General features: G+C 59.4%; 11 protein-coding genes. 10 read left to right on the top strand and 1 reads right to left on the bottom strand.

Annotated features, from left to right (window positions below; translation table 11 throughout):
- Nucleotides 1-38: 38 nt before the first annotated feature.
- The 8 genes from IP76_RS09465 to IP76_RS09430 all read left to right on the top strand — a co-directional run bounded on the left by IP76_RS09465 (nt 39) and on the right by IP76_RS09430 (nt 10,193).
- Nucleotides 39-947, top strand: coding sequence for a carbohydrate ABC transporter permease (locus IP76_RS09465; RefSeq protein ID WP_054157958.1), 909 nt, complete (start codon nt 39-41; stop codon nt 945-947).
- Nucleotides 947-1,798, top strand: a complete 852-nt coding sequence (locus IP76_RS09460) for a carbohydrate ABC transporter permease (protein ID WP_054157957.1) — start codon at nt 947-949, stop codon at nt 1,796-1,798. The genes IP76_RS09465 and IP76_RS09460 overlap by 1 nt, the downstream gene beginning before the upstream one ends.
- The gene (locus IP76_RS09455) at nt 1,795-3,900 is read left to right on the top strand and encodes an alpha-galactosidase (protein WP_054157956.1); all 2,106 of its coding nucleotides are present in this window, start codon (nt 1,795-1,797) and stop codon (nt 3,898-3,900) included. The genes IP76_RS09460 and IP76_RS09455 overlap by 4 nt, the downstream gene beginning before the upstream one ends.
- A complete protein-coding gene (locus IP76_RS09450; protein WP_054157955.1) occupies nt 3,893-4,984 on the top strand; it encodes an ABC transporter ATP-binding protein in 1,092 nt (363 codons plus the stop codon). The genes IP76_RS09455 and IP76_RS09450 overlap by 8 nt, the downstream gene beginning before the upstream one ends.
- A complete protein-coding gene (locus IP76_RS09445) occupies nt 4,984-6,915 on the top strand; it encodes a beta-galactosidase (RefSeq protein WP_054157954.1) in 1,932 nt (643 codons plus the stop codon). The genes IP76_RS09450 and IP76_RS09445 overlap by 1 nt, the downstream gene beginning before the upstream one ends.
- Nucleotides 6,916-7,066: 151 nt before the next feature.
- Entirely contained in the window at nt 7,067-7,873 is an 807-nt protein-coding gene (locus IP76_RS09440; protein ID WP_054158088.1) for an alkaline phosphatase family protein, read from the top strand.
- A 68-nt stretch (nt 7,874-7,941) separates the two neighbouring features.
- Nucleotides 7,942-8,658 carry an SDR family oxidoreductase gene (locus IP76_RS09435; RefSeq protein ID WP_082352476.1) on the top strand — a complete coding sequence of 239 codons (717 nt, stop codon included), beginning with the start codon at nt 7,942-7,944 and terminating at the stop codon, nt 8,656-8,658.
- Entirely contained in the window at nt 8,652-10,193 is a 1,542-nt protein-coding gene (locus IP76_RS09430) for a cryptochrome/photolyase family protein (protein ID WP_054157953.1), read from the top strand. Before IP76_RS09435 ends, IP76_RS09430 begins: the two co-directional genes overlap by 7 nt.
- A 14-nt stretch (nt 10,194-10,207) precedes the next feature.
- Here the strand turns inward: IP76_RS09430 and IP76_RS09425 are convergent, their stop codons facing one another.
- The gene (locus tag IP76_RS09425) at nt 10,208-11,953 is read right to left on the bottom strand and encodes a glucan ABC transporter ATP-binding protein/ permease (protein WP_054157952.1); all 1,746 of its coding nucleotides are present in this window, start codon (nt 11,951-11,953) and stop codon (nt 10,208-10,210) included.
- Nucleotides 11,954-12,221: 268 nt separating this feature from the next.
- Here IP76_RS09425 and IP76_RS09420 point away from each other — a divergent pair, with 268 nt between their 5' ends.
- Nucleotides 12,222-12,959 (top strand): LuxR family transcriptional regulator, encoded by a 738-nt coding sequence (locus IP76_RS09420; RefSeq protein WP_054157951.1) that lies wholly within the window; start codon nt 12,222-12,224, stop codon nt 12,957-12,959.
- 117 nt (nt 12,960-13,076) lie between these two features.
- Nucleotides 13,077-16,538, top strand: a complete 3,462-nt coding sequence (gene pyc, locus IP76_RS09415) for a pyruvate carboxylase (RefSeq protein WP_054158086.1) — start codon at nt 13,077-13,079, stop codon at nt 16,536-16,538.
- The last annotated feature ends 27 nt before the right edge of the window (nt 16,539-16,565 follow it).

Here is a 16,565-nt window from a genome sequence, read left to right as displayed (position 1 = left end):
ATCCGGCTGCCGTTTCCATGTCAATCTGAGGTGCCGCCGTGAGCAACACCGTCCCTTCCTCTTCCGGCTTCTGGAAGCGAAACCAGCAGACGCTCGCGCCCTGGCTGTTTCTTGCGCCGGGCATGCTGATGTTTGTCATTTATGTGCTGGTGCCGATCTTCCAGTCCATATGGATCAGTTTCCATGACTGGGATGGCCTGGGCCCAATGACGTGGATCGGGATTGGCAATTATGTCGAGCTCATCGACGATGACACCTTCTACACATCCCTGCAGAACAACCTCATCTGGCTGGTGCTCTATCTCCTGTCAATTCCGGCGGGTCTGGCTGTGGCGCTGTTCCTGAACCAGACTGTTCCCGGCATCCGTCTTTACAAGTCGCTGTTCTTCTTCCCCTTCGTGATCAGCCAGGTCGTTGTCGGCCTGATGTTCACCTGGTTCTATGCTCCGGATTTCGGCTTGTTCTCCAAGCTGACTGAACTGCTGTTTGGCGAGCAGATCGCGGTTCTCGCCGACGAACGCTATGTCACCTACGGCATCATCGTCGCGGGCCTCTGGCCGCAGACGGCCTATTGCATGATCCTCTACCTGACGGGTCTCAACAACATTAATCCGGAGCAGGTCGAGGCTGCCCGCATGGACGGCGCCAAGGGCCTGAAGCTCCTGTGGTATGTGATCCTGCCGCAACTCGCGCCCGCAACATTCCTTGCCATGGTTGTAACGGTTATCGGCTCGCTGCGCTCCTTCGATCTGGTCTCGATCATGACGGCCGGTGGTCCCTATGGGTCGAGCTCGGTGCTTTCCTACTTCATGTATGAGCAGGCGCTTTCCGAATACGGTTTCCGCATGGGTTATGGCGCGTCGATCGCAGTCGTGCTCTTCCTGATCATGATGGTCTTTATTTCGCTCTTCATCGTTCGCATGCTTTCCCAGGAAAGGAACGCCTGATGTTCCCGACCCCGATCCAGAAGGCCTCGCCTTTTGCTCAGACGGCCTACAAGGTTCTCTTGCCGATTGCCCTTGTTCTCTGGCTCCTGCCTTTGATCGGCGTGGCGATCACCTCGGTGCGCCCCGCAGGTGACCTTGCGGCCGGCAATTACTTCGGCATCCCTTCGGGCTTTGCCGGCTTTGAGAATTACAAGGCGGTCTTCGTCAATTCGCCGATCGGCTATTATATTCTCAACTCGTTCAAGGTAACGATCCCGACTGTCATCGGTGCGGTGGCTCTGTCCTGCCTGACCGGATTTGCGCTCGCCGTCTACAAGTTCAAGGGCAATCTTTTCCTGTTCTTCTTCTTCGTTGCCGGCAACTTCATCCCGTTCCAGATCCTGATGGTGCCGGTTCGCGACATGACGCTCAAGGCCGGTCTTTACGATACGACGATGGGTCTCGTGCTCTTCCACGTGGCCTTCCAGACCGGTTTCTGCACGCTGTTCATGCGGAATTTCATCAAGGGTTTGCCCTTCGCGCTGATCGAGTCCGCGCGGGTCGAAGGTGTCTCCGAGTGGCGGATCTTCCGCTACATCGTGCTGCCCTTGATGCGGCCTGCCATTGCAGCGCTGTCTGTCCTCGTCTTCACCTTCGTCTGGAACGACTACTTCTGGGCAACTGTCCTGGTGCAGGGACAGCATGCCATGCCGGTGACCGCAGGCCTCTATTCGCTGAATGGCCAATGGGTCGCCGCCTGGCACCTCGTATCCGCCGGCTCGATCGTCGCGGCCCTGCCGCCGGTCGCGATGTTCTTCCTGATGCAGCGTCATTTCATCGCTGGCCTCACACTCGGAGCGACCAAGGGATGAGTGAAATCGTCATTATCGATTCAGGCCAGATGGCCCTTAGCCTCCGCTTGCCTAAACTTGGCATGCCGGAAATCCTGTCCTTTGGGCGCGAGCCGGCAGAGGCCGATCCCCTGTTCGAGATCGAGCGTTCCAGCCGGGTGAACGGCATGGATATCGCTGTTCCCTCAAGCGTTCTCCTGCCGACGGGCGGAATGGGCTTCTTTGGCTGGCCGGCGATATCAGGTCATCGGGGGGGACGTGATTTCGTCGCGCAGTTTGGTGGCTGGACTGTCCTTCGCGAGGGCAACCATACTGTCCTCAAGGGTACTGATGCCGTTGCGAAATTGGGCCTTGCCATCAAGCTCACCGCGCATGACGCCGGTCTGATCTCGATGGCGACGGAGTTGAGCAATCTGGGTGATGTGGATTACCAACTTGATCGCTGCATGGCCGCGACCTTCCTCGCACCCGCCGGCGACGTCCAGGTGATGAGCTTTACCGGGATGTGGGGGCGCGAGTTCCAGACACGGCGGGAACTGCTTGGCAATGGCACCTGGGTGCAGGAGAGCCGGCGTGGCCGGACCTCGCATGATCGCTTCCCGATGCTGTTCATCGAGAGCGAGGCGCAGATTTTCGGGGTGACACTTGGCTGGAGCGGCAATCATCAGTTGGTGATCGACCGTACCGATGATGGCCAGCGCCTGGTGCATCTCGGAGAACTCTTCGAGCCCGGTGAGATCGTCCTGAAGCCCGGCGAAAGCTACAAGAGCCCCGTTGCCTATGCGGGTGCCGACAGCCAAGACTTCCATGCCTTTGTCCGTGACGAGCTGACCCATTGGCCGGGTGGCAAGATGAGCCCGCGCCCTGTGACGCTGAACACCTGGGAAGGCAATTACTTCGATCACCAGATGGATTCGCTGAAGGCCCAGGCGACAGCGGCCGCTGAGCTTGGCATCGAGCGCTTCGTGCTCGATGATGGCTGGTTCGGCAAGCGCGACAACGACACCACGAGCCTTGGCGACTGGGATATCGATCCGCGCAAATATCCGGATGGGCTGAAGCCGCTCGTCGACCATGTCACCGGGCTCGGCATGCAGTTCGGCATCTGGTTCGAGCCAGAAATGGTGAACCCGGTTTCTGAGCTCTACAAGGCGCATCCGGACTGGGCTCTCACCATCGAGGGGCGTCCGATCCTCGAATCCCGCACGCAGTTGGTACTGGACCTGACGCGGGCGGAAGTATCCGACTATCTGTTTGCCAAGATTGATGCGGTTCTGGCCAACCACGCCGTGTCCTATGTGAAATGGGATATGAACCGGGATCTCACCCATGCAGGTGGTCGCGATGGCAAGGCCAAGATTGCGGCCCAGACCCGTGCCGTCTATGCGCTCATGGACCGCGTTCGCGCAGCCCACCCTGACGTTGAGATCGAAAGCTGCGCTTCCGGTGGCGGACGCATCGATTACGGTGCGCTTGCCCGGACACACCGTGTGTGGACCTCGGATTGCACCGATGCGCTGGAGCGGCTCGAAATCCAGCGCGGCGCCTCCGTCTTTGTGCCGCCGGAAATCCTGGGCAGCCATATCTCGGCCTCACCGAACCACCAGACAGGTCGCCGCCATACACTCGCCTTCCGGGCGCTGGTGGCGCTTGCCTATCATCTCGGTGTTGAGCTCAATCCGCTGGAACTGACGGATGAGGAGCGCTCCGAGCTCAAGGTCTATATCGAGACCTACAAGCGACTGCGCGAACTCTTCCATGCTCCGGATGCTGCGTTCCGGCTGGAGCCGATCGACGGACGCTATGTCTGGGGCGCTGCAAGCGACGAAAAGATTGTCGTGATCGTAGCCCAGGGGCCGCAAATGGTTGGCGAGCAGCCAGCACCGTTGAAGCTGCCTGAGAGCGTCACCCGGTTCGGTGGCACCTGGTCGATTGCGTCGGTCCTTCCGGCCGAGCCTGAATTCATCCGTATATCCGAGGGGCAGAAGAGGCTGCTTTCAGGCGAGGTCTCGTTCTCGCTTGAAGCTGCCGGCCTTTCCGGGCTGCCTTTGCCGATGCTGAAACCGGAAAGCGCCCTTCTCCTCGAACTGACACCTTTCAAGGGAGGCAAGACCCATGGCTGATGTAAGCCTGCGTGGCGTCAAGAAACAATTCGGCGCGCTCAGCGTCATCAAGGGTGTGGATCTCGACGTCAAGGATGGCGAGTTCTGTGTCTTCGTCGGACCTTCCGGCTGCGGTAAGTCCACACTGCTGCGCATGATCGCAGGCCTTGAGGAGATCACTTCGGGTGCTTTGTCGATCGGTGGCCAGGACATGACCAGCATCGGCCCCTCCGAGCGCGGCGTCGCCATGGTCTTCCAGTCCTATGCACTCTATCCGCATATGACGGTTGAAGAGAATATCGGCTTCGGTCTCAAGATGACCGGGCATCCCAAGGCGCTGGTGGCCGAGCGTACGGCGTCCGCCGCAAAGATGCTGCAGCTTGAGCCGCTTTTGCGACGCAAACCCGGCCAGCTTTCCGGTGGGCAGCGTCAGCGCGTGGCGATTGGTCGTGCGATCGTGCGCAATCCGGAAGTCTTCCTGTTCGATGAGCCGCTGTCGAACCTTGATGCGGCATTGCGTGTGCAGATGCGCACCGAGCTTTCCAAGCTGCATCAGGACCTCAAGGCGACGATGATCTACGTCACGCATGATCAGGTCGAGGCCATGACCATGGCGGACAAGATCGTGGTTCTTTCCGCCGGTCAGATCGAGCAGGTCGGATCGCCGCTCGAACTCTATCATCGCCCGAACAATCTCTTCGTCGCCGGCTTTATTGGCTCGCCGAAGATGAACGTCCTCAAGGTTCAGGTCACGTCTGCCGATGGAGCTGCGGTCGTTCGCCTGCCCGGTGCTGACCTGTCGATCCCGACGCATGGCGTGGCTTTGCAGCCCGGTGAGATGACCTTCGGCCTTCGCCCAGAGCACATCGATGCAACTGGCCAAGGCGATGTGGTCATCGAGGCGACCGTCAAGCTCGCCGAGTATCTTGGCTCGGAGACCCTGTTCTTCGTTACGCTTGCCGATGGCTCCGAGCTTGCCGTCAAGGCTGATGGCCTCGCCAGCGAAAAGCCCGGCCAGACTATTCGCCTCGGCATTAATGCCAAAGCCTGCCATCTCTTCGACACGAACGGCAAGGCCGTCATCAATGGGGATCTGACACGATAATGCTGGGCGTCTGCTACTATCCGGAACACTGGGACGAAAGCCGGTGGCAAACCGATGCGCGCAGGATGCGCGAACTCGGCATTTCCTTTGTTCGCATCGGCGAGTTCGCCTGGTCGCGGCTTGAGCCCTCGCGGGGCGAATTCACCTTTGGGTGGCTCGACAGAGCGATTGATGTGCTGCACGAAGCGGGTCTCAAGGTCGTGCTGGGCACTCCGACCGCCACCCCGCCGAAATGGCTGATGGATGAGTGCCCCGATATCGTGCCTTATGACGAGCAAGGCCGCCCGCGCGGCTTCGGTTCGCGCCGTCATTACACCTTCTCCTCTGAAACCTGGTGGCGCGAGAGCGCGCGGATCGTTGAGGTGGTCGCAGAGCGTTACGGCAAGCATCCCGGTATTGTCGGTTGGCAGACGGACAACGAATATGGTTGCCACGATACGACGCTCTCCTGGGGGCCGGAGGATCTGAAGAGCTTCAAGCGCTGGCTGCGGCTGCGCTATCAGTCGACGGACCAGCTCAACGAAGCCTGGGGCTCGGTGTTCTGGTCGATGGAGATGAACAGCTTCGATGACGTCGTGCTTCCGAACCTAACGGTGACCGAACCCAATCCGGCAACGCGGCTCGACTTCTGGCGCTTCCATTCGGATCAGGTCGCCGCGTATGACAAGATGCAGTGCGAGATCATCCGCAAGCATTCGCCGGATCGCTGGATCACGCACAACTTCATGGGCTTCGTCTCCGATTTCGATCACTTCAAGGTGGCCGACAATCTTGATCTGGCCTCTTGGGACAGCTATCCGATCGGCTTTGTCGAGAAGTTCCCCTTCACCGAGGAAGAGCGCAATCGTTGGGCCGAAACGTCGCATCCGGATATCGCGCCCTATCACCATGATCTCTACCGGGCCGTCGGCAAGGGGCGTTTCTGGGTCATGGAGCAGCAGCCGGGTCCGGTGAACTGGGCGCCGTGGAACCCCGTGCCGAAGCCCGGCATGGTGCGGCTCTGGACGTGGGAGGCCCTGGCGCATGGGGCTGACGTCGTCAGTTATTTCCGTTGGCGCCAGGCACCGTTTGCGCAGGAACAGATGCATGCGGGCCTGAACCTGCCCGGCCTCGACGAATGGTCGCCGGGTGGCCGGGAAGCCATGCAGGTCTCGGACGAGCTGGCAGCCCTGGGATCGCTTCCCGAGACCAGCCAGGCGCCGGTGGCGCTGGTCTTCGATTATCAGAGCTACTGGTCGACGATGATCCAGCCGCAGGGCAAGGACTTTCGCTACGAGGAGCTGTGCTTCCGTTGGTACGAGGCGCTGCGTCATCTCGGCCTGAACGTTGATTTCGTCCGTCCCGGAGGCTCGCTTGAGGGGTATCCGCTGGTCGTCGTGCCCTGCATGACGGAAGTCAGCGAAGCGGCGCGGGCCGAACTCGAGAAGGCCAAGGGTGTCGTCGTCATCGGCGCACGTACCGGCTCGCGCGACCGCAACTTCCGTATCCCGGAAAATCTGCCGCCGGGTCCGCTTGGTGGTTTGACCGGCAATCGCGTCGTCCAGGTCTCCTCCATGCGTCCGGGTCTTAGCGAACAGGTTACCGGCACTGTATCGGGTTCTGCCATCCGCTGGCGCGAATATGTCGAGACATCCGCCTCGGTTCTCGCGACTTTCGAGAACGGCGATCCGGCACTTACCGAGAAGGACAATGTGCTCTACCTCGCCTGCTGGGCCGATAGCGGACTTCTGGCCGACGTGCTTGAACTGGCAACGCAGAAAGCTGGCGTTGCGACGCTACGAGTGCCGGATAGTATCCGCATTCGCCGTCGCGGTGACATGGTCTTTGCCTTCAATTATGGCACGACCGATTGGGCCTTGCCCGAAGGTGTAACGCCAGTTCTCGGCGGCGCAAACATCGCGCCGCAAGAGGTCGCTGCCTGGCGGGCCTGAACATGAATTTCACCTGGTCGGCCTCGTGCCGGCCCGGTGTTTTTGCAACGCTGATCCGCTGAAGCTGGCGACATATCCGGTTTGGTCGCAATCCACTGAAGAGCCCCAGCCATCGCTTGCCTTTCGAAATGTCCGTGGCATGGTGCGCGCCATGACCAAAGTGATCCTCATCGTTCTCGACGGGCTGCGCTTCGACGTCGCCCGAACCTGCCTCGGCTACATGGAGGGGCTGGTGGCCGCCGGTCGGGCAGAGGTCCGCAAGCTCAGCTGTGAACTGCCCGCCATGTCGCGGCCGCTTTACGAAACTCTCCTAACGGGAAGGCCACCGGTGGAGCATGGCATTGTCAGCAATGGCGTCGTGCGTCGGTCGATGGGTGACAATCTGTTCGCCCGTTGCCGGGCGGCCGGCAAGGTCACGGCTGCGGCCGCTTATCACTGGGTGTCGGAGCTTTATGTGTCTGCACCCTTCGACCGCCACCGGGATCGGATCCTGCTGGATGGTTCAGGTGACATTTCCCACGGCCTTTTCTACTGGGACGACCACTATCCCGACAGCCATCTGTTTGCCGACGCCGAGTGGCTGATACGGGCCAAGGCGCCGGACTTCCTGCTTCTCCATCCGATGAATGTTGACGATGCCGGACACAAGCACGGCGGCGATAGCATCGGATATCGAAACGCTGCACGGCTGCAGGGCGATCTTCTGGCAAGGTATGTGCCTGGCTGGCGGGAGGCAGGCTACACTGTGATCGTCACGGCCGATCATGGGATGGGGGATGATGGCAATCATGCCGGCCCGACACCGCAGGAGATCGAAGTGCCATTTTACGCACTCGGTTTTCAGCTGGGGTCGGAGAGCGTGTTGTCGCAGACGCAGATTGCTGGGCTCATCTGCCAACTGATGGGAGTAGATCGTGGCGCGATGCCAGCCTATTCGGGGTTGGTTCAGCGGATCTGACGTCGTCGCTCCTGATCCGGTCGGGCTGTCCTCCGTAGTGGATAAGGACAGACCTTAAGGAGCGACCGATGACAGATTTTGCGGGCATGACTTCCTTGAACACGGGCTACCGCGCCCTTGTGCTCGGCGCGAGTGGGGGCATTGGCAGCGCCTTCGTTTCGGCACTGAGAGCAGATCCGCGCTGCGGCGCTGTCATAGAGCTTTCGAGAAGCCGAGATGGATTCGACATCACGAACGAAGAAAGCGTTGCCGCCGCTGCCGCCCGTCTTGCAGAAACGGCTTTGAAGTTTGACCTCGTGCTTTGTGCCACGGGCGCGCTGATCATCGAGGGCAATGGTCCCGAAAAATCCATCAAGGCCATTCAGGGCGATGTGATGGCCGCGCAATTCGTTCTCAACGCCATCGGCCCGGCACTTGCTTTGAAATACTTTGCCCCGCTGCTTTCAAATGAGGGAAAGAGCGTCTTTGCAACGCTCTCTGCGCGGGTCGGCTCGATTGGCGACAACAAACTGGGCGGTTGGATTTCCTATCGCTCCGCCAAGGCTGCCCTTAATCAGATTACGCATACATCTGCGATCGAGATCGCTCGCCTGCGGCCGCAGAGCGTGGTTGTGGCGCTTCATCCCGGTTCGGTGGATACAGGCTTTTCAGGCGGCGTCTCAAAGGGGCATGACCGCATTCAGCCAGATGAGAGCGTCGCAATGATGCTCTCTGTGCTGGATGGTTTGGAGCCTGCACAGACTGGTGGGTTCTTTGCCTATGACGGCCAGTCGATCGAATGGTGAAGGCGGCAAGACTGCATCTCGTGCTCGGTGATCAGCTAAGCCATTCGCTGGCGACGCTTCGGGACGCCGATCGTGACAGTTCGATCATTCTGATGGCCGAGGTCTGGAGCGAGGCGACCTATGTTCGGCATCACAAGAAGAAGATTGCTTTCCTGTTTTCGGCCATGCGGCACTTTGCCGAGGAGCTGCGGGCAAAGGGTTTCAATGTTCGCTATGTCGCTCTGGACGATCCCGACAATAGCCAGAGCCTGAAAGGCGAGGTGGTACGAGCGCTCGGAGCTGTCCGGGCGTCGTCCGTCGTCGTCACCGAATGCGGCGAGTGGCGTCTCGCCGAGGAGATGGCCAGCTGGGCGGATATGCTCGGCATCCCGGTCGAGATCCGAGAGGACGATCGCTTCCTTTGCTCGGTGCAGCAGTTCCGCGACTGGCGAAAGGGCCGCAAGCAACTCCGCATGGAGTATTTCTATCGCGACATGCGCCGCCAGCATCGCGTTTTGCTGGAGGCGGGCGATGAGCCGGTCGGCGGGAAATGGAATTACGATGCAGAGAACCGCAAGCCGCCGTCTGCGGGGCTGAAAGGTCCAAAGCGGGTCAGTCATCCCAAGGACGCGATTACAAGATCCGTTCTGGCACTCGTCGAGGAACGCTTCGCTGACCATATGGGCTCGCTCGACAGTTTCCACTTCGCGGTGAATGCCGTCGAGGCCGAGAAGGAGCTTCAGCAATTCGTCGACGAGATTCTGCCGCGTTTCGGCGACTATCAAGACGCTATGGTGAAGGGCGAACCCTATCTCTACCATTCGCTGATCTCGGCCTATATCAACGCCGGGCTGCTTTTGCCGATGGATGTGATCCGGCGAGCGGAAGTGGCGTGGTATGAGGGCCGTGCGCCGCTCAATGCCGTTGAAGGGTTTATCCGGCAGGTTCTTGGCTGGCGTGAATATGTGCGCGGCATCTACTGGACCGAAATGCCAGACTATGCAGAGCGCAACCACCTTGATGCCTCGCGTCGCCTGCCGCCTATGTACTGGACGGGCAAGACCAAGATGACCTGCATGGCGGCGGCCGTGGGCGATACGATCGAGCACGCATATTCTCATCATATTCAACGGCTGATGGTGACCGGCAATTTTGCAATGCTGGCGGGGATTGATCCATCCGAGGTCTGCGAGTGGTATCTCGCTGTCTATGCGGACGCTTATGATTGGGTGGAGTTGCCGAATACGCTGGGCATGGCGCTTTATGGTGACGGCGGTGTGATGGCGAGTAAACCCTATGCGGCCAGCGGCAAATACATCGACCGAATGAGCAATTTCTGCGCGGGCTGCCACTATGATCCAAAGCTGACCACGGGGCCGAAGGCGTGTCCGTTCAACGCGCTGTACTGGGATTTTCTCAGTCGAAACGAGGAAAAGCTATCGCGCAATCCCCGTCTCGCCAACATGTATGCCACCTGGCGGCGTATGGACCCCTTCAAGCAGCAGACAATTCGCAAACATGCATCGCAGGTGCTGGAAGCGCTCGACACGTTGTGATGGGAGAGCCCGGTTCAGATGGCCGGGCTCGGTTCATCCTTCAACAATCCGCTTGTGCGGAGCAGCGAGGTGAAGCGTCCGCCCAAAGCGCTCAGCTGATCGTAGTTGCCCATTTCAATCACTTCGCCATGGTCCAGGAAGACCACCAGATCCGCCTCGCGAATGGTGGACAGGCGGTGGGCAATGATGAAGGTGGTGCGATTCTTGCGCAGCCTGTCGATCGCCTCCTTCACGCGCGCTTCCGTTTCAACGTCGAGGGCACTGGTCGCTTCATCCAGAACGAGGATCGGCGCATTCTTTAGGATCGCGCGGGCAATCGCGATGCGCTGACGTTCGCCGCCCGAGAGACGGTTGCCGCGCTCACCGACAGGGGTATCGTATCCGATCATGCGGCTTTCAATGAAGTCGGTCGCGGCGGCGGCTTCCGCTGCCTGAAGAATTTCTTCCTCACTTGCACCTTCACGACCAAGGCGGATGTTTTCCCTGATCGAGCGATTGAGCAGGCCTGCGTCCTGGAAGACGGTTGCGATCGCGTGACGCAGCGATTTGCGCGTAACCTTTGCGATGTCGTGACCGTCGACCAGGATCGCACCCGATTGTGGGTCATAGACGCGCTGCAGCAGATTGATCAGCGTGGTCTTCCCTGCGCCCGTTGGACCAACGATAGCGACGGTTTGACCGGCTTTTGCGGTGAAGCTCACATCGCGGACGCCTTGGGTCGTCGAAGGGAAGTCGAAAGAGACATTCCTGAATTCGACGTCGCCCCGAACGTTTTCGAGTTCCTGCGCGCCGGCCCTTTCCTCTCGTTCCTGAACGGCATCTTCAAGGCGGTAGAAGTCCTCTAGCTTGGAGCGTGCCTCGAAGATCTGATTGACGAAGGTGATCACCTGATCGAGCCTTCCGATCAACAGGCCGGCAAAGCCAATGAAGGCGATGATGTCGCCAACCTTCAGTTCGCCGCGCTGCACCAGCAGGGTGCCGATGATCAGGATGACCAGCATGGAGAGCGTGGAAGCGATGCGGTTCAGCGCGCCGGCAAGAGCCCACCAGTCGAGAACAGGGTATTGGGCGGAGAGAAGCTGGCTCGCATAAGTTTTGAGCGCTTTGGTTTCCGCTTCTATGCGGTTGTAGCTGTGCAGGACCGAAACATTGCTGATCGAGTCGCTGACATGCGAAAAGACGGTGTGGTAGTGCCCCTCGACGGAGGCTTGGCCTTCCTTCGTCTTTGTCGTCACGGTCTTGCCGATGATGATGTAGAGGACCGCGAGAGCGATCAGCACGGAGCTCAACCGAACATCCATCGAAAAGGCCGTCGGAACCAGTAGCGTCAAAGCCACGGCGGTCGCCAGATGGGTACGCATGAACTCGAGCCAAAGGCCGAACAGGGTTTCGCCGGCACGCAGCAATGTATGCAGCGCATTCGACGTGCCCCGTTGGTGGTGCCAGCTGAGCGGCATTGAGATGATCTTGGCGAATGATTCGGTCAGGAGATCTGCGCGGCGGCCATGAGCGAGGCGATCCGCTTGCCGCGCCACGAGCACATAAGCCACCGTATTGAAAACGCCGAAGCAGCCCCAGGCGATCAGGATCATGGTCGGATCCTGCTTCTCGGAGATCGCATCTATGATGCGGCCAAACAGAATGGGTTCGACAATGGTGATTACCGCCAGCACCACGTTTGCGGCAACGACCAGCGATACGCGCAGTTTGTAGCTTGCGAGATATTTCAGTGCCTTGAAATAGACCTGCAACAGGGTCAAGCGGTATTCCCTCCGGGATCGATTGATGCCGCCAAAAAATGTGCAGCCATGTTGAAGCGGTCAAGGATGCCTAATGCTTCGCATGGGGTGTTGCAAGGCGCTGCACCTGCTCGCCAACGATTGCCACCATGCTAGATCCTGGGATTTTCATTAAGCTTCCCATAACGCTATTTGACGATATTTGTTCATATTGGTCTGATGAGAAGTGAAAAGCCCCGCTCGTGGCTTTTTAAAGGATTTTCAGTCCTAGAAATTTGAGGGGGTTTGCGTGAACATCAACCACTTGCTGCATTTCTTGGTCGTTGCGGACGAATGCCGATCGGCCAGCGAACTGCTGCTTGAGCTGGAGAAGCTCGTGCGCGCTTACGGGTTCGACTACTACGGTGTGGTCCGACAGCCCAAGCCCAATGAAAATCCGATGGACCTCGTGCTTGCCGGCCGCTGGCCTGACGGCTGGCCGCAGCTCTACATCGCCAAGAAGTATGTTCTGATCGATCCGACGATCAGGCACCTTAGTCAGGCTCAGATGGGTTTCAGGTGGCGCGACGCGCTGGTCGCCTTCCGCAGTGACCCGCACCGAAAGCGCATGGAGCGCATGCTTGCCGACAGCCTGCGCTTCGGTCTCGTCGATGGATATATATTCCCTGTCCATGGGCGCACCGGACTGATGGGTAACTTGACGATCGGTGGCAAGGTCGTTGACTTGTCGCCGAGCGAGATGAGCCTGTTTGATGCGGTCGCCAAGAAGGCTTACTGGCGCCTGCTGGAATTCAAGCATCCAGATCTGCTGGAAGCGGCCCAGAAAGTTGAGGCACGCATGACCCGTCGTGAGATGGAGGTGCTGAATTATTTGGCCGATGGTCTAACATCGAACGAGATCAGCAAGATCCTGAAGATCTCGAACCATACGGTTGACTGGTACATGAACGGTATTCAGGACAAGTTGAACGCCAAGAACCGACAGCATGTCGTCGCTCTGTCGTTCCGGCTCGGACTGGTGACCTAAGCTGACAGGGAATCTTCTGCGATCCCAGTCTGGTAAATTGAACTTCCCAAAACAACGCGCTATGACTTTTCTTCGCAGGTGCACAATGCCCTGGCATATCGTTTTGGGGAGATCGAATTGCCAATATCCAAGATCCTTGTCGCCAATCGTTCGGAAATCGCAATCCGCGTCTTTCGCGCAGCCAATGAGCTGGGCCTGAAAACGGTTGCCATCTGGGCCGAGGAAGACAAGCTCGCGCTGCATCGGTTCAAGGCGGACGAGAGCTATCAGGTCGGGCGGGGCCCGCATCTTTCGCGCGATCTTGGGCCCATCGAAAGCTATCTGTCGATCGAGGAGATCATCCGCGTCGCCAAGCTTTCCGGCGCCGACGCCATCCATCCCGGATATGGTCTCCTCTCGGAGAGCCCGGAATTTGTTGACGCCTGCAACGATGCAGGACTGATTTTCATCGGTCCCAAGAGTGACACGATGCGTCAGCTGGGCAACAAGGTCGCCGCGCGAAATCTGGCGATCAGCGTCGGTGTCCCGGTGGTTCCTGCGACCAATCCTCTGCCCGATGACGAGGCCGAGATCCATCGTCTTGCCGCCGAAATCGGCTATCCCGTCATGCTCAAGGCGTCATGGGGCGGCGGCGGACGCGGCATGCGCGCCATTCGCGATCCCAAGGATCTGATCCGGGAAGTCATCGAGGGCAAGCGCGAGGCAAAGGCCGCTTTCGGCAAGGACGAAGTCTATCTGGAAAAGCTGGTGGAGCGGGCTCGTCACGTCGAGAGCCAGGTGCTGGGCGATACGCATGGGAATGTCGTGCACCTATTCGAGCGTGATTGCTCGATCCAGCGCCGCAACCAAAAGGTCGTCGAGCGCGCACCCGCTCCATATCTCAGTGACGCGCAGCGCCAGGAACTGGCTGATTATTCGCTGCGGATCGCCAAGGCGACGAATTACATCGGCGCCGGCACCGTCGAATATCTGATGGATGCGGATACCGGCAAATTCTACTTCATCGAAGTCAATCCGCGCATCCAGGTCGAGCATACGGTCACCGAAGTTGTCACCGGCATCGATATCGTCAAGGCGCAGATCCACATTCTGGATGGCTACGCGATCGGCACGCCCGAATCGGGTGTTCCGCAGCAGGCGGACATCCGACTGAATGGTCATGCCTTGCAATGCCGTATCACGACAGAGGATCCGGAACAGAACTTCATCCCGGACTACGGCCGCATCACCGCCTATCGTTCGGCGGCCGGCTTCGGCATCCGGCTCGATGGCGGTACGGCCTATTCGGGCGCGATCATCACACGCTATTACGACCCGTTGCTTGTGAAGGTCACTGCGTCTGGAAGCACGCCGCAGGAAGCGATCAGCCGCATGGATCGTGCGTTGCGTGAATTCCGTATCCGCGGTGTTGCAACGAACCTTACCTTCCTCGAGGCGATCATCGGTCATCCGATGTTCCGTGATAACACCTACACAACCCGCTTCATCGACACGACGCCGGAACTGTTCCAACAGGTCAAGCGCCAGGATCGCGCGACGAAGCTCCTGACTTATCTGGCGGATGTGACCGTCAACGGCCATCCGGAGGTCAAGGGCCGCCCGAAGCCTCCGGTCGATGCCGCTGAGCCGGTCGTGCCCTTTATCGATGCCGATGTTAAGCCCGGCACGAAACAGCTGCTGGAAGAGCTGGGGCCGAAGAAGTTTGGCGAATGGATGCGCAACGAGACGCGGATCCTGATGACCGACACGACCATGCGCGACGGTCACCAGTCGCTGCTTGCAACCCGCATGCGGACGCATGACATCGCGAAAATTGCCGATACCTATGCGCGGGCGCTGCCCAACCTGTTGTCGCTCGAGTGCTGGGGCGGCGCGACCTTTGACGTTTCCATGCGCTTCCTGACTGAAGATCCATGGGAGCGGTTGGCGCTGGTGCGCGAGGGCGCCCCGAATTTGCTTCTGCAGATGCTGCTGCGCGGTGCAAACGGTGTTGGCTACAAGAACTATCCCGACAATGTCGTGAAGTACTTCGTCCGCCAGGCGGCCAAGGGCGGGATCGATCTCTTCCGGGTCTTCGACTGCCTGAACTGGGTCGATAACATGCGCGTATCGATGGATGCGATCATCGAAGAGAACAAGCTCTGCGAGGCGACGATCTGCTACACGGGTGACCTGCTGAACTCGGCGCGTCCCAAGTACGACCTCAAGTACTACACGTCGCTGGCCGTTGACCTCGAAAAGGCCGGCGCCCACATCATCGCTGTCAAGGACATGGCGGGTCTCCTGAAGCCGGCAGCAGCCAAGGTGCTTTTCAAGGCTCTGCGTGAGGCAACCAGCCTGCCGATCCATTTCCACACGCATGACACGTCCGGTATCGCTGCCGCTACTGTTCTTGCTGCGGTCGAAGCTGGCGTTGACGCTGTCGATGCGGCCATGGATGCGTTTTCCGGCAATACCTCGCAGCCCTGCCTCGGCTCCATCGTCGAGGCCCTGCGTGGCTCGGAACGCGACCCGGGCCTCGATCCGCATTGGATCCGCCGGATGTCCTTTTATTGGGAAGCGGTGCGCACCCAGTACGCCGCCTTCGAGAGTGACCTCAAGGGGCCTGCGTCGGAAGTCTACCTGCATGAAATGCCGGGCGGTCAGTTCACCAATCTCAAGGAGCAGGCGCGTTCCCTTGGGCTGGAAACCCGCTGGCACGAGGTTGCCCAGGCCTATGCCGACGCCAATCAGATGTTCGGCGATATCGTCAAGGTGACGCCGTCTTCGAAGGTCGTCGGCGACATGGCCTTGATGATGGTTAGCCAGGATCTTTCCGTGGCTGACGTCGAGAACCCGGCCAAGGATATTGCGTTCCCGGACTCGGTCGTCTCTATGTTGAAGGGTGATCTCGGGCAGCCCCCAGGTGGATGGCCGGAGGCGCTGCAGAAGAAGGCGCTGAAGGGTGAGCAACCCTACACGGCGGTGCCAGGCTCGTTGCTGCCTGCAGCTGATCTTGATGCAGAGCGCAAGGCGATTGAAGAAAAGCTCGGCCGCGACGTCTCCGATTTCGAGTTCGCCTCGTATCTGATGTATCCGAAAGTGTTCACGGATTATGCGCTGGCAGCGGATACCTACGGTCCTGTGTCAGTCATCCCGACACCGCAATATTTCTATGGTCTTCCCGCCGGCGAGGAACTCTTCCTCGACCTTGAAAAGGGCAAGACACTGGTCATCGTCAATCAGGCGATTGGCCACACGGACGAGAAGGGCATGGTCACCGTGTTCTTCGAGCTGAACGGCCAGCCGCGCCGCATCAAGGTGCCGGATCGTGCACATGGCGCTGCCGGCAGCGCGGTGCGCCGTAAGGCGGAGTTGGGCAATACGGCGCATCTCGGCGCGCCTATGCCCGGCGTCATTTCCACAGTTGCCGTTGCAGTGGGCCAGACGGTCAAGACGGGTGATGTGCTGCTTTCGATCGAAGCGATGAAAATGGAAACCGCATTGCATGCAGACCGCGACGGCACGATTGCCGAAGTTCTGGTGCGTGTCGGCGACCAGATTGATGCCAAGGATCTGCTGGTTGCCTATTCGGCCTGATTGTTGATCGGAGCCTCATAAAAAGCC

This window comes from Rhizobium sp. AAP43 (genome assembly GCF_001296045.1).
Taxonomy (GTDB): Bacteria; Pseudomonadota; Alphaproteobacteria; order Rhizobiales; family Rhizobiaceae; genus Allorhizobium.
This window is presented reverse-complemented; position numbering and strand designations above follow the sequence as displayed.

Excerpts from the sequence above, each read along its gene's own strand:
- IP76_RS09460 (WP_054157957.1), top strand. The coding sequence starts at position 947 with ATGTTCCCGACCCCGATCCAGAAGGCCTCGCCTTTTGCTCAGACGGCC.
- IP76_RS09430 (WP_054157953.1), top strand. The coding sequence starts at position 8,652 with ATGGTGAAGGCGGCAAGACTGCATCTCGTGCTCGGTGATCAGCTAAGC.
- IP76_RS09435 (WP_082352476.1), top strand. The coding sequence starts at position 7,942 with ATGACAGATTTTGCGGGCATGACTTCCTTGAACACGGGCTACCGCGCC.
- IP76_RS09455 (WP_054157956.1), top strand. The coding sequence starts at position 1,795 with ATGAGTGAAATCGTCATTATCGATTCAGGCCAGATGGCCCTTAGCCTC.
- IP76_RS09440 (WP_054158088.1), top strand. The coding sequence starts at position 7,067 with ATGACCAAAGTGATCCTCATCGTTCTCGACGGGCTGCGCTTCGACGTC.
- IP76_RS09450 (WP_054157955.1), top strand. The coding sequence starts at position 3,893 with ATGGCTGATGTAAGCCTGCGTGGCGTCAAGAAACAATTCGGCGCGCTC.
- IP76_RS09445 (WP_054157954.1), top strand. The coding sequence starts at position 4,984 with ATGCTGGGCGTCTGCTACTATCCGGAACACTGGGACGAAAGCCGGTGG.